Raw genomic sequence first — 14,130 nt, forward strand, 5'->3', positions numbered from 1 at the left:
CCTTGCTCCCCCTTTTTCCGTGATATAAGAAAAACGGGTGTGCAGGTCGCACACCCGTTTCATCTATTAAACACCATTTCAGAACATTTCTGAAGTAGTTTTTGCTTGAAGATGTAAAGTCAAGTAATCCGGTCCGCCCGCTTTCGAATCCGTACCTGACATGTTGAACCCACCAAATGGTTGGTAGCCAACGATTGCGCCTGTGCAACCCCGGTTGAAGTAGAGGTTACCGACGTGGAAGTTCGCACGTGCGTACTCTTGATTCGTCCGGTCTTGCGTGATGACAGCACCTGTCAATCCGTATTCCGTGTTGTTTGCGATATCGATTGCTTCTTTGAAATCTTTCGCTTTCGTGAAGGCGACGACTGGTCCGAAGATTTCTTCTTGCATCAAACGATCCGTTGGTTGAACGTCCGCGACGACTGTCGGTGAGACGAAGAATCCTGTTGAATCGTCAGCCGTACCACCTGCGACGATGCGTCCTTCTTCTTTTGCGACGTCGAAGTACGACGTGATTTTCTTGAAGGCTGCTGCATCGATGACTGGTCCGACATTGTTTGAGACATCCGTCGGGTTACCGATGCTGAGTTTGTTTGTGTTCGCGACGACTTTTTCGAGCAACTCGTCATAGACAGAGTCGAGTGCGACGACACGTGAACAAGCTGAACATTTTTGACCTGAGAATCCGAATGCCGCTTTCGTGATCATGTCCGCTGCGTAATCGAGGTCAGCCGACTCATCGATGACCATCGTATCTTTTCCGCCCATTTCCGCGATGACACGTTTGAGCCAGATTTGACCTTCGTTCAGTTTTGATGCCCGCTCATTGATGCGAAGACCGACATCACGTGATCCCGTGAAGCTGATGAAACGTGTTTTTGGGTGATCGACGAGGTAGTCGCCGACTTCTGCTCCTGAACCGGGTACGAAGTTCAAGACGCCTGCCGGAAGACCAGCTTGCTCCATCACTTCAACGAATTTCGCTGCGACGACCGGTGTCGTCGATGCTGGTTTCAAGAGGATCGGGTTCCCTGCCACGATTGCTGCGACGGCTGTTCCAGCCATGATCGCGAGTGGGAAGTTCCATGGTGAGATGATGACACCGACACCGAGTGGAATGTAATCGTAACGGTTGTATTCGCCTGGACGACTCTCGACTTTCTTACCGTCTTTTAAGACGAGCATCTGGCGTGCGTAGTATTCGAGGAAGTCGATTGCTTCTGCTGTATCCGCATCCGCTTCATTCCAAGGCTTCCCTGCTTCTTTGACGAGGTAGGCAGAGAACTCATGCTTCCGCTTACGGATGATGTTCGCTGCTTTGAATAGGACGTCCGCACGTACAGACGGATTGACGAATTTCCATGTTTCGAAGGCTGTGACTGCTGCTTGCATCGCTTCTTCTGCATGTTCCTGTGTCGCTTTTGAGACACGTCCGACGATCTCTTCTTTGTTGGCCGGATTGACGGAGACGATTTTATCTTCCGTCGTCACATGTTTTCCACCGATGACGAGCGGATAATCTTTGCCGAGTTCTTGCGTGACGAGTGCAAGTGCCTCTTCGAACGCTTTCTTGTTTGCTTCTTGTGAGAAGTCCGTGAATGGTTCGTGTTTGTACGGAATCATCTCTATTCCCCCTTTAATCTCTACTTTAAATCGCTTACATTCTCCATTGTACAGAAGCATGAGTCCGCTTACAATTATTCTAGTCAAAAAAATAAAGGAGCGACCGATTCGGTCTCTCCTCGTTCCTCTATCATTCCTTCGCTTGTGAAAAAACAATCTCTTCGTTTTCGATCGAGACTTTGACGTCTTGTCCTTGGAATAACCAGTCATCTTGGTCAGATACGACGAAATGAATACCGTCGACGACTTCCTCGACCGCTGCCCGTTCGACTTCTTCCATATGAACGCCGACGGAGAAACCTTGCGTTAAATCCGTTGATCCACCATATTTTGCGAAAAAGCGAATCGTATCGCCCGATTGTGCTTCCATCTCATTTTTAAAGTATTGCAATGCCTCGTCTGTAATATGAATTTTCATACCTATCACTCCCCTTTCGTTTAGTGTACCGATATCCTACTCAAAAAAGCGAATTTCCTGTATGGTAGAGACAAGATTAGCTATGAAATCATCAAGGAACACCCATCTAGGAGGAATTCGAATGAAACGATCGCTCGTAGTGCTGCTTGCGACCAGTCTCGTACTCGTCGGTTGCGGAAACGATTCCCCGTCTTCTACAAATACCAAATCCCCGAAGACGACGGAAACGAAACAACAGAAGGCTGAACAAGCCGTTCTCGATATCTATCAAACCTATGAAAAAACGCTCGGTCAATCGGGACGAGCAGATGCGAAAGACCTCGCATCGATTGAATATACAGGTGATGCAAAACAACTTGAACCCCTCGCCGTTGGTGCGAAGAACTTGAACGTCATTCCTGGTAAAATCGTCAAGTCGTTCCAAAAGGGCGACGTCGCTTATATCATCCATGAATTCAAGGATGCGAAGGGAGCAATTCTCCCGAACCGCGGATCGAAGCTGTTATTGAAGAAAGACGATGAGTGGAAGATCGTTCTGACACCGACGACGTTCGACCCGGCCGTCTTCTCGACGCTTGGTGATCTGTTCACTGGGTTTAACGCCGATGAGTATGGTGTCAATGCGAAAGCAGCAGACGAAATCGGGAAAACGGATGAAAAAGAACAGGATGCCGTCTTCTCTCGCGTCAATGCGCAAACGGATTATATGGCGCTTGAGATGAACAGTAACATTCTGATGATTTACGGTGAGGCGCTGAAGAATGAAGGAAACCCTGAGACGCTTGTTGATTACTATCAAGACTATGCGGATTGGTATGAGGAAGAACAGCCTCTCCTCATGAAGACAGCGAAAGCCGGTACGGATTATGAGAAGTACTTGATCGCACTCGATCCGTTAAAAGAAAGCCTTCAAAAGAAGCTTGAAAAATATGCGGATCAATTAAACATGGAATTAGGATAAGGAGGAGTTTTTTATGCAAGCACCAACATTCACCCTTCCAAATGCACAAGGAGAACCAATCTCCCTTGAAGATTATCGCGGAAAAAAAGTCGTACTTTATTTCTATCCAAAGGATTCAACGCCGGGTTGTACGACCGAGGCATGTGATTTCCGAGATGCGACGCAAGCTTTTGAAGAGAACAACACCGTCATTCTCGGCGTCTCCGCTGATAGCCAGAAGCGTCATCAGAACTTTATCGCGAAATACGAATTACCGTTTCAATTGTTATCAGATGTCGATCACAAAGTCTGTGAACAATATGGCGTCTGGCAATTAAAGAAGAACTACGGTAAGGAATATTATGGAATCGTACGCTCGACTTTCTTAATCGATGAATCCGGTGAAATCGTCAAGGAATGGCGTAGTGTGAAAGTAAAAGATCACGTCGCAGAAGCACTTCAATACGTACAAGAACGGAAATAATTCGAAGAACCAGTTGAATCATTCAACTGGTTCTTTTTGTATGTGCAGATTATTAATATTCCTAATTTTATCCTTACATAAAAATAATTTCATGTAAGGAAACGTTGGTATCACACACAAATTTAATGATTTTGAAATAATCTGAAAATATCCTATTGATTTTTCTGAATATTGTATTTATTATTGATAACAAGTTGATCCGGTGCTTTCCATAGCTTAAGAATAAAAGGCGATGACCCCTCTTATTTTTAGTCGGACACCGGATCGCTATCCTATCGGTTCTTTTCGTTTCACCATATATATCTATTTCTTTTGGGAGGGATTTACTTTATGAAGAAGAAAAAGGCACTCGCACTCGTCGGAGCACTGACAATCGCTGGATCAAGTCTTGCGGCATGTTCGACGACAGATGAAGGTAAAAAAGAAGGCGGCTCGACGTCAGGCGACAAAACTTCAGACAAACAAGTCTTGAACTTAACGAGCGGTTCAGACATTCCGGCTCTTAGCCCGACAGTCGCAACGGACTCTGTATCCTTCACGGTATTGAACAACGTTCAAGAAGGTCTGTTCCGTCTTGACGACAAACAAGAAGCAACACCAGGTGTTGCTGAGAGTGTAGATGTTTCGGAAGATGGACTTACATACACGTTCAAACTTCGTGATTCAAAATGGTCGGATGGCAGCGATGTCACAGCAAAAGACTTCGAATATGCGTGGAAACGCGTCCTCGATCCGAAGAGCGGTTCGCAATATGCGTATATCATGTATATCATCGACGGTGCGGAAGCGTACAACACGGGTAAAGGGAAAGCAGATGACGTTGCAGTTAAAGCGGTCGACGACAAAACACTCGAAGTCAAGTTGACGCAACCGGCTGAATACTTCAAATCATTGACTGGTTTTGGTTCATTCATGCCGCTCAAGCAAGAATTCGTCGAAAAACAAGGGAAAAACTTTGCGACGAAGCCGGATACATTCCTCTACAACGGACCATTCACCCTCTCGGATTGGAAGACGGAAGTCGGCTGGAGCTTTAAGAAGAACGACCAGTACTGGGATAAAGACAACGTCAAGCTCGATGACATCAACTTCAAGATCGTTAAGGAAGTCTCAACGAGCGTCAACCTTTACGAAAAAGGTGATGTCGACCAAGTCGGTCTGACGAGTGAGTTCGTTGATCAGTACAAAGATAGCAAAGAGTTCGATACGCGTCTTGATGCGTCAATGTACTACATCCAAATGAACTTCAAGAATGAACTCTTGAAAAACAAGGATATCCGTAAAGCGATCGATTCGGGATACGATAAAGCGCAGATGGCGAAAGTCCTCTTGAACAACGGTTCGATCCCTGCGTACTACTATGTACCAAAAGACTTCGCAAAAGGTCCAGACGGTAAAGACTTCCGTGACGGCAACGAAGGCTTCGGATCATACGACGCTTCTTCAGCCAAAGCATCGTTCGAAAAAGGTCTCAAAGAAGTCGGTAAGAAATCGGTGAAACTCGAGCTTCTTTCGTACGATGATGACAACTCGAAGAAAATCTCTGAGTACCTCAAAGGCGAGTGGGAGAAAAACCTTCCAGGTCTTGAAGTCACGATCAAACAACAACCGTTCAAGAACAAATTGGATCTTGAATCAAAAGGTGAGTTCGAACTGTCATTCGCAGGATGGGGACCTGACTATCAGGATCCGATGACGTTCCTCGATATGTGGGTAACAGGTGGACCATACAACCGTGGTAAGTACACAAGCGATAAGTATGATTCACTCATCAAATCGGCTCAAAAAGAAGTCGATGCAGCAAAACGTTGGCAGTCACTGAAAGATGCTGAGAAAACACTCCTTGAGGATGATCAAGCCATCTCAGTCATGTACCAACGTGGAGCATCCTTCCTACGTAAACCATATGTCAAAGGAGTCGTCAACCACAAAGTTGGTGCGGATACTTCGTACAAATGGGCTTCCATTGAAGGAAAATAAGTTATATCCGAAGACCAGATTCGCTGACGAGCGTGTCTGGTCTTTTTTTCCATATGAGCCGTTTGTCCTATTTTTCTGAATAGAATTAAAATTTCGTGTCATTCTGTTTTCATTTCCATGACTTCCATTTATACTAAGCAAAGAATCCGATTCACTTTATTTACAATATTTTGCGGGAATTATTCATAATTAATGGAAATGTACCGATATATCTAATACAGAGGACTTTTGCCTCAATATTACATCGAACTAGGAAGGAGGACTCACTCATGAAGCAACGTGTACTTACGAGTCAACAGAGTTATACAGAAGAGCAACTTGAGATGATTGAAGCCATCCGCGCGGTCGGTGAACTCATCCAGGATCGTCCACGCCGCACTGTCTATCGCCGTTATGCTCTCGTGAATGACTGGCCTCAGCCAGAAAACATCATTCGTCAATTCGGTTCATGGCCAGAAGCCTTATCTGCTGCTGGATACGAGTGGAATGTCGATCAACAGCCGGAGGAACTCGAGCGTGCACCTAAATACACGAAAGACGAGATCTTAAAGTCATTCGAACGGTATGCACAAGACGTCGGCTCGACGATCACGCTCAAAAAGTATCAAATGTGGCGTAAATCCGTCCATCATGCCCCGAGTCACTATCATATCGTCAAGATGTTCGGTTCATGGCATGACGCCTGTACCGCAGCAGGACTTGAAGCAAGTGTCACCTATTCAAAAGCTGAACTTGCTGCTTCCCTGCGTCAAGCAATCGAAGAAGTTGGCTTCTCCCTCTCCTTTGAAGCATATCGAGAATGGGCAAAGCGAAACAACAAACCATCGACGAAAGCCTTACTTCATCGCTATGGGTCTTGGTCAGCCGCGATCCATGCGATCGAAAACGAGATTCGCCTTAGTAAACAACAAGCCCAATGAACTTATACCTTCTTCAATCCTTCTCGTTCATTTGAACTGGAAGGATTTTTTACATCAAAAAAGAAGGTGACGCATCCGCCACCTTCTATTCGCTTCTTTAAATGACCTTCTCTTTCCACTCCTGATACGATGCGACACGATCGCGTCCTTGGAACTTGGCACCGACGTACATCGCCCGGTCCGCATTTCGAATCAGACTCGCGAGATCCCCAAGTTCCTTTAACGTATCGATCCCGATACTTGCTGTGATCTGAAGGGTGTGACCTTCAACTAAAATAGGATGCGCATGTAACGTCTCACGAATCCGTTCTGCAACGATTTGTGCGGAATCAAGATCCGTATTTGGTAGCAAGATGACGAATTCCTCTCCCCCGTAACGCGCAACGAGATCCGTGATTCGTGTTGCTTGCATCAATAACTTCGCGACTTCAAATAAAACGACATCTCCGACTTCATGACCATACGTATCATTGATTTGTTTAAAGTGATCCAAATCAATCATCAATGCAGAGAACGGATACAGATCGCGTTGTTTAATACGACGATCGCCCCACTCTTGTAGCGCACGATAGTTTGGCAATTTTGTCATCGCATCTGTTCGACTATCCGTCAATAACCGCTCTCGCTCGTGCGCTCGTTCAACGGCCCATGATAGAACACGTAAAGCGCGGTATAACTCGTATCCGAAATCCTTCGTGAACTCTCCACTCGCATGGGACGCAAGGAATAAGGAGCAGTTAATCGTCTCCGTCGCCTCCGGTTGGATGAAGAGGACAGATTGTGTTTCTTCTGGCAGACAATCGTACAGACGAATATCCCATTCCTGTTGCATGCCGTAAAGAAGGACTTCTTCTTTTTCGATGATATCTTCAATGATTCGTCCTTCGACATGATCTGCTTTTAACTTTCGTCCATCCTTCAACGAATAGTAGACAGTCTGCTTGCCTTCTTCAAAATCAAACTTAATCCAAGCGATATCCGGTTTGACGAATTGATTGAGCTGTCGCAGATATCGCTCGATGATGAACTGTGCATCGCCGTCCTTCCAAGCTGCTTCTTTCAATCGCTCGATCTGCTCCCAATGTTCGATACGATCAGACGCTTCGACCGAACTCCCGAGTGCTCGTTTGATGATGAACAATGCAAATGCTGCCATGACGAGTCCACTATTCCCATTCCCTTGGACGACGAGTGTACTGAAGATCCCATATAACAGTTCTGCCGTGATGACGACTGCTTCAAAGCGTAAGAGCTGGAACATGACGTCACTCGGAATGTTTTCTCCGAGAAGAAATCGAGATAACTGGTATTGTAACAAGAGTACGATCCAAAGGATCGCGACCATCGCTAGTAACGGAACGATGTTTTCTGTCAACAGGAATGCATCTCCGTGTGTTCCACCAAGGGCATTATAAGCAAGACCTGCTGGCACGATCAGAAACAACTCGAGCGCGACATTGAACGGATAGTTGTGCAACATCCGACGACGTCCAATCGGCGTATGGATCGTCCGCAACTGATAGATGAGCATCGTCAGTTGACCGACGAAAATCGCTGATAACAAACCGTATGATAAGAACGTAAAGAGAACAAATCCAAAATGAAAAGTAAAACTCATATGACGACGGCGGACAGGATCGATGACGAAAATCGTCGACAAGACGGCAATCAATAAGAACGTAAACAAATCGATGCTGAGATTATAATCCTTTGACTTCGCAAAAAGATCGATGCCAATGACGATTACGAAAAAAACGACCCAGCTTCGGAGGAGATATTGTTGAAAACGACGCACAAAACATTCCCCTTCCTCTTAAGTATGTAGTTGTATATTACTGGAAATCGACATGTCCATTATTCTACTTTTCAAGCAAAATGTCGAACTTCGATAGTATCCTTTGATACAATTAATGTGAGGTGATATTTTTCATGACAAACACATTCACGCAACATGCATTTGATACATTTCAGATTGATGGATTAGAACCCCGGATGAAGGCGATTCGTGAACGGATTCAGCCTGTCTTCCGCGACATCGGTCAAGAAGTCGCACCTGACTTGACGGTCGCAACAGCAGAAGATGTCCATGTCCACATCGCGCAACATGCTCGGCGGAAGGTCAATCCTCCGAAAGATACATGGATGGCATTCTCACCCGATAAACGTGGATATAAAAAACATCCGCACTTTCAAATCGGTCTATTTGATGATCACTTGTTCATTTGGCTCGCTTATATTTATGAGTTACCGAACAAACAACAATATGCATCAAAACTGTTACAGCATACGGAACTGCTGACGACTCTTCCGGATGATTTCGTCGTTTCTTATGACCATATGAAAAAAGACGCGGTTCCTGTTCACGCGACGGATCTTCAAAAAGGTTTACAACGTTTCCACGACGTCAAAAAAGCAGAGTTCCTTGTCGGTCGCCATATTCCGGCAGAACAAGTTCATCAACTGTCACGCGAAGAATTACTCGAAATGATTCGAAATACCTATTCGCATCTCGTACCACTCTATAAAACGATTAAATAAAAAGGATGGCCGAATCGGTCATCCTTTTTCGTTAGTTATATTTTACTAGAATTGACATGACTTGTGTACGGTCGGAATTTAAATTTAGATAAATGTTGACCTGTTTCGAGGAAACAGTCATGACGTTGAATGTTTTATCGAGTTTCGCTGTCGGATATGCTTTTTTAGCTTCTTTGACCGTCACCGTCCGTTTGATTTGCTTTGGATCATAGACGATGGCGCTAACTTTAGCTTTTGTGTCCTTCACGCCATACGTTGAACAGTAATGAAGGGAGCGATCTGCTGAAGCAAGACCATTTCCACTTTGACACCAATTGGAGTTCTTTTCCCCTTTGTACGCTTTATGTACTTGTGCAAGTGTCGTTTTTTCAAGTACGACTTTTCCATCGAGTGAGCGCGCTTGTTTCGCTTGTGTTTGAATTTCTTGAAGCCATTTGACGTCTGATTGTTTTGATGCCTCGACCGGTTGCTGTTTATATGAAGTGCCTGACACGATGCTGACAGTGAGAGCGGCAGTTAAGATGATTCCTAGTACTTGTTTCATGATGATGTCCTCCCCGGTGCCTGTAAAAAGGCGTTGATAATAAACTGATTCCCCTATTTCAAAAAATTATTCAGTTTTTACAGTTTTTTTTTGGGAACTTATATTTATTTTTATGAAGAGAAATAAAAAAAGAACCTAGTGCCCCCTAGCACTAGGTTTTTCCTCATTTCTTATGCATCTTAAACTCTAAGAACAACTCATTGTAATGCGCGAGCATCTTCTTCCCGAGGTTCTCATAGACTTCAAGCGTATCAGTGACTTGTTTATCAGGATAGAATCGTTTATCTGTCCGAACCGATTTGTCGAGTAACTTTAAGCCTTCTTTGTTCGGTGTCGAATAACCGACGTAGTCCGCATTTTTCGCTGAAATATCTGGGCGTAACATGAAGTTGATGAACTGATGTGCTCCCTTGACGTTTTTAGCTGTCTTTGGAATGACGATATTATCGAACCAGACGTTCGAGCCTTCTTTTGGAATGACATAGTCAAGTTTGTCGTTTTCACTCATGATCTCGTTCGCATCTCCAGACCAGACGACACCAAGTCCTGCTTCTTCGTTCGCAAGCAATAACTTGATTTCGTCCCCGACGATCGCTTTGACATTTGGCGTCAAACGCATCAGGTTCGCTTTTGCTTCCTGTAGCTTCGACTCATTCGTCTCATTCAAGGAATAACCGAGACTGTTCAAACTCATACCTATCACTTCACGCGCACCATCGGCAAGTAGAATCTGGTTCTTCAGCTTCGGATCCCATAGATCCTTCCAGCTCGTCGGTTTTTTTCCGATCAAGTCTTTGTTGTAGACGATACCGACCGTTCCCCAGAAATACGGAATCGAATATTTATTTTTCGGATCAAAGGATAGATCCAAGAAACGTGAATCGATATTTTTGAGATTCGGGATTTTTTGATGATCAATCGGCAGGACGAGCTTCTCATCGATCATCTTTGCGATCGCATAGTCGGATGGGACGGCGATATCATACGTCGTTCCTCCCTGTTCGATTTTCGTCAACATCGCTTCATTCGAGTCGAATGTCTGATAGACGACCTTGATGCCGCTCTCTTTTTCAAACTGTTTGATCAGTGCCGGATCGATATAATCGCCCCAGTTATAAATGTTCAAGACATTCTTACCTGAGTACCCTTGTGTCTCGTTTAACTGATTCAAGGTGAATAGGATGACACCCGAGATCAAGAAAATCGCGACGAATAATTGAATCAATTTTTTCAACGGTCATTTCACCTCCGGTCGCGAAAGCTTCGTAGCAGCTCGTTGGTTCAAGAAGTAGTAGCCGATGACGAGCAGGAATGTAAACAAGAAGATGACGGTCGACAACGCATTGATCTTCATCGAAATCCCTTGGCGGGCAAGTGAGTAGATTTCGACAGATAACGTCGTAAAGCCGTTTCCTGTCACGAAGAATGTCACCGCAAAATCGTCAAGTGAATACGTCAATGCTGTAAAGAATCCAGCAAAGATACCGGGTGTGATGTACGGCAGGACGACCTTCGTTAAGACATCCCAGCGACTCGCGCCTAAGTCACGCGCCGCATCGACGAGCGTTGGACTCATCTCCTGTAATTTCGGCAAGACGAGAATGACGACGATCGGTACCGAAAATGCGATATGAGAGAGTAAGACTGACGTAAAGCCAAGCTGGATTCCAAGCATCGTAAAGAAGATCAAAAACGATGCTCCGATGATGACATCGGGGCTGACGATCAAGATACTGTTGAGCGTCAACAACGACGTCTCGACACGTTTCTTGCGGACCGCCTGGATCCCGATCGCTCCGAATACTCCGAGAATCGTCGAGATTGCAGCTGACAACAACGCGATGACGAGTGTGTTCAAGACGATGATCAACAAGCGTGAATCTTGGAAGACTTCCTTGTACCAATCCCACGTGAACGAATCGAAGTTCGTCATGTTATCAGCGCTGTTGAACGAATAGAACGCGAGATAGAAAATCGGAGCATACAAAATGATGAAGACACCGATCAAATAAAGATTTGCTAGTTTCAGACGTTTCATCAAGTCGTCGCTCCTTTCTTCCGTTTCGTACTTGTCAAGGCAAGGATGATTGCCATCGCGATGATGAGGAAGACGGCAATCGTAGCGCCCATGCCCCAGTTCTGTGTCACGAGGAATTGCTGTTCAATCGCCGTACCGAGCGTAATGACGCGGTTCCCGGCAATCAAACGCGTGATCATGAACAGTGACAATGCCGGAATGAAGACAAGCTGACAGCCTGATTTCACACCGTCAAGTGTCAACGGAAAGACGACACGACGGAATGTCGTGAAATTTGAAGCTCCGAGATCACGTGCCGCGAAGACGAGCGATGGGCTCAGTTTTTCTATCGCGTTAAAGATCGGTAGGATCATGAACGGAATGAAAATGTAAACTGAGACGAAGACAAAACTGAAATCGGTAAACAAGATTTGCTTCCGTCCGATTCCGATCGCTTCAAGCGTTTGATTTGCGAGACCATACGTACTGAACAATCCAATGAAGGCGTAGGTTTTCAACAATAAGTTGATCCACGTCGGCAAGATGACGAGCAACAGCCAAAGTTGTTTATGTTTCGTCTTCGTCAGCAAATAAGCCGTCGGATAACCAATCAAGAGTGAAAACAAGGTGATCAAAAAAGCATACCAGAACGAACTAAGCGTCATCGTTAGATACGTCGATGTGAAGAAGTTCCGGTAGTTCTCAAATGAGAAATTGCCATCAAGATCAAGGAACGAATAATAGACGACGAGCACAATTGGTGCGATGACGAATAAGGCGATCCAGAATAGATACGGGATGAGATACCAGTTACGTGATTTCTGCATCATAACACCCCGTCGTAGGATTCCAGACGCTTATCAAATTCTTCTTCCGTCTCGTTCAATCGCATGACGTGGATCGCTTCCGGATCAAACGTTAGACCGATTTGTTCACCAACCGTCGCTTTTTTCGTACTGTGGACGAGCCATTCGTTTCCTACTTCATCCATACAGGCGATTTCATAGTGCACCCCACGGAACAACTGTGAGTCGACCGTAACCTTTAGTTTTCCTTGTGTCACGTTCGTAATTTCAAGATCCTCGGGACGAATGACGATTTCGACCGGTTCGTTCAGCTCAAGACCGCGGTCAACACATTCGAATTCTTTTTCTGCGAACCAAACTCGATAATCTTCGATCATACGTCCAGGAATGATATTCGACTCGCCGATGAAGTCCGCGACGAAGCGGTTGATCGGTTCATCATAAATATCTGTCGGCGTTCCCGATTGTTGAATGACACCGTGATTGAGAACGAAGATTTCATCTGACATCGCGAGTGCCTCTTCTTGGTCATGTGTGACGAAGATGAACGTGATCCCAAGACGACGTTGTAAGTCACGGAGCTCATATTGCATCTCTGTCCGCAATTTCAAGTCGAGTGCTGAGAGCGGCTCATCGAGCAAGATGACTTCCGGTTCATTGACGATTGCCCGGGCAATCGCGACACGCTGCCGTTGTCCACCCGACATCTCGGTGATTTCTCGTTTCTCATAACCGGACAAGTTGACGAACTTCAATGCATCGGTCACACGTTGTGCGATTTCCGCTTCCTTCACCTTCTTGATCCGAAGACCAAAAGCAATGTTTTCGAAGACATTTAAGTGTGGGAACAATGCGTAATCTTGGAAAACGGTATTAACTTGACGCTTGTTCGCCGGCACATCATTGATCCGTTTCCCGTCGAAGATAATGTCTCCCTCTGTCGCTTCCGAAAAACCGGCGATGAGTCGTAAGATCGTCGTTTTCCCGCAACCCGATGGTCCGAGTAACGTATAGAACTTTCCGCGTTCGATTTCAAAGCTGACTTGATCAAGAACGGTCTGATCGTCATAACGTTTCGTGACGTCCTTGAATTGAATGATCGTAGTATCTGCCAATCTAGTTCCTCCTTTATAGGTATGAGTCGGTTGCGGTCACGAGAACCTTTGTCTCTTGCATTGACTCATTGCGTAATTGATGAATTTCTGAAGCCTTATAGTAAAGTGTCTCCCCTTGCTTCGCTAAAAAAGACTGACGTCCGAGCGTCAACGTGACGTTCCCCGCGAGCACATAGACAAATGTCTCCGCCCCCGAAGGTTCATACGTCTTGAAGGCTCCCCCTGGCGCAAGTGTCAGCAGGACCGGTTCCATCTCTTTTTCATTCGATTCTGGGATGAGCCATGTGACATGATACCCTTGTTCTTCGTCCGCATATGTTGTGACATCTTCTTCTCCATAGACGACTTTTTGATTAAGTGCGTCCTCATCAAAGAAATCCTTCGGTGAGATGCCAAGGACTTCAAGGAGATGAAACAGTGTCTCGATCGATGGGGAACTGATTTCCCGTTCGAGTTGCGAGATGTACCCTTTACTCAGGTCTGTTCTTTCCCCGAGTTCCTCTTGCGTCAATCCCTTTTGAAGACGGAGGTTTTTGATTTTTTGTCCGATTGAGTACAATCGACGTCCTCCTCTCATCGGCTTAGTTTAGTATAAGACGACTAAAAGTTTACTAATCACGTACCGATTATAGCGTATTTCATTATTTAATCAACTAAAACGTTTGATATTTTTTAATGTTCATTTGACAGCGAGAACGCTTACACCTACAATTATTATCAGGTACTAATTTGAGGAGGAACTTGT

The 14,130-nt window shown here is 45.3% G+C and carries 14 protein-coding genes; 5 read left to right on the forward strand and 9 right to left on the reverse strand.

The window, feature by feature from the left end; translation table 11 throughout:
• Positions 1-78 precede the first annotated feature (78 nt).
• Both pruA and Q7C19_RS09790 read right to left on the reverse strand, forming a co-directional pair.
• Positions 79-1,623, reverse strand: a complete 1,545-nt coding sequence (pruA, locus tag Q7C19_RS09785) for an L-glutamate gamma-semialdehyde dehydrogenase (RefSeq protein WP_029342578.1) — start codon at positions 1,621-1,623, stop codon at positions 79-81.
• Positions 1,624-1,753: 130 nt separating this feature from the next.
• Positions 1,754-2,041: a HesB/YadR/YfhF family protein gene (locus tag Q7C19_RS09790; protein ID WP_035410238.1), complete on the reverse strand. Its 288-nt coding sequence runs from the start codon at positions 2,039-2,041 to the stop codon at positions 1,754-1,756.
• Positions 2,042-2,162: 121 nt separating this feature from the next.
• On the opposite strand from Q7C19_RS09790, the gene Q7C19_RS09795 reads away from it, so the two are divergent.
• From Q7C19_RS09795 to Q7C19_RS09810, 4 genes are all read left to right on the forward strand, one after another.
• Positions 2,163-3,002 carry a hypothetical protein gene (locus tag Q7C19_RS09795; RefSeq protein WP_056063160.1) on the forward strand — a complete coding sequence of 280 codons (840 nt, stop codon included), beginning with the start codon at positions 2,163-2,165 and terminating at the stop codon, positions 3,000-3,002.
• Positions 3,003-3,015: 13 nt separating this feature from the next.
• Entirely contained in the window at positions 3,016-3,465 is a 450-nt protein-coding gene (gene bcp / locus Q7C19_RS09800; RefSeq protein WP_375092025.1) for a thioredoxin-dependent thiol peroxidase, read from the forward strand.
• A 330-nt stretch (positions 3,466-3,795) separates the two neighbouring features.
• Complete coding sequence (locus Q7C19_RS09805) at positions 3,796-5,445, forward strand: peptide ABC transporter substrate-binding protein (protein ID WP_056063166.1); 1,650 nt, start codon at positions 3,796-3,798, stop codon at positions 5,443-5,445.
• 269 nt (positions 5,446-5,714) lie between these two features.
• Positions 5,715-6,365 carry a homing endonuclease associated repeat-containing protein gene (locus Q7C19_RS09810; protein ID WP_035410251.1) on the forward strand — a complete coding sequence of 217 codons (651 nt, stop codon included), beginning with the start codon at positions 5,715-5,717 and terminating at the stop codon, positions 6,363-6,365.
• 97 nt (positions 6,366-6,462) lie between these two features.
• Here Q7C19_RS09810 and Q7C19_RS09815 read toward each other — a convergent pair whose 3' ends face one another.
• A complete protein-coding gene (locus tag Q7C19_RS09815; protein ID WP_035410254.1) occupies positions 6,463-8,160 on the reverse strand; it encodes a GGDEF domain-containing protein in 1,698 nt (565 codons plus the stop codon).
• Between the two features lie 134 nt (positions 8,161-8,294).
• Between Q7C19_RS09815 and Q7C19_RS09820 the strand changes: the two genes are divergently transcribed.
• Positions 8,295-8,903, forward strand: a complete 609-nt coding sequence (locus tag Q7C19_RS09820; RefSeq protein WP_035410258.1) for a YktB family protein — start codon at positions 8,295-8,297, stop codon at positions 8,901-8,903.
• Positions 8,904-8,934: 31 nt separating this feature from the next.
• On the opposite strand, the gene Q7C19_RS09825 is transcribed toward Q7C19_RS09820, so the two are convergent.
• From Q7C19_RS09825 to Q7C19_RS09850, 6 genes are all read right to left on the reverse strand, one after another.
• Positions 8,935-9,447, reverse strand: a complete 513-nt coding sequence (locus tag Q7C19_RS09825; RefSeq protein ID WP_035410262.1) for a hypothetical protein — start codon at positions 9,445-9,447, stop codon at positions 8,935-8,937.
• Between the two features lie 163 nt (positions 9,448-9,610).
• Positions 9,611-10,681, reverse strand: coding sequence for an ABC transporter substrate-binding protein (locus Q7C19_RS09830; protein WP_035410265.1), 1,071 nt, complete (start codon positions 10,679-10,681; stop codon positions 9,611-9,613).
• 3 nt (positions 10,682-10,684) lie between these two features.
• A complete protein-coding gene (locus Q7C19_RS09835) occupies positions 10,685-11,485 on the reverse strand; it encodes an ABC transporter permease (protein ID WP_035410268.1) in 801 nt (266 codons plus the stop codon).
• Positions 11,485-12,291, reverse strand: coding sequence for an ABC transporter permease (locus tag Q7C19_RS09840; RefSeq protein WP_081780411.1), 807 nt, complete (start codon positions 12,289-12,291; stop codon positions 11,485-11,487). Before Q7C19_RS09840 ends, Q7C19_RS09835 begins: the two co-directional genes overlap by 1 nt.
• The gene (locus tag Q7C19_RS09845; RefSeq protein ID WP_035410273.1) at positions 12,291-13,385 is read right to left on the reverse strand and encodes an ABC transporter ATP-binding protein; all 1,095 of its coding nucleotides are present in this window, start codon (positions 13,383-13,385) and stop codon (positions 12,291-12,293) included. Before Q7C19_RS09845 ends, Q7C19_RS09840 begins: the two co-directional genes overlap by 1 nt.
• A 13-nt stretch (positions 13,386-13,398) precedes the next feature.
• Complete coding sequence (locus Q7C19_RS09850; RefSeq protein ID WP_081780412.1) at positions 13,399-13,944, reverse strand: helix-turn-helix domain-containing protein; 546 nt, start codon at positions 13,942-13,944, stop codon at positions 13,399-13,401.
• Between the last annotated feature and the right edge of the window lie 186 nt (positions 13,945-14,130).

It is taken from the genome of Exiguobacterium sp. PHA03, assembly GCF_041945985.1.
Lineage (GTDB): Bacteria > Bacillota > Bacilli > Exiguobacteriales > Exiguobacteriaceae > Exiguobacterium_A.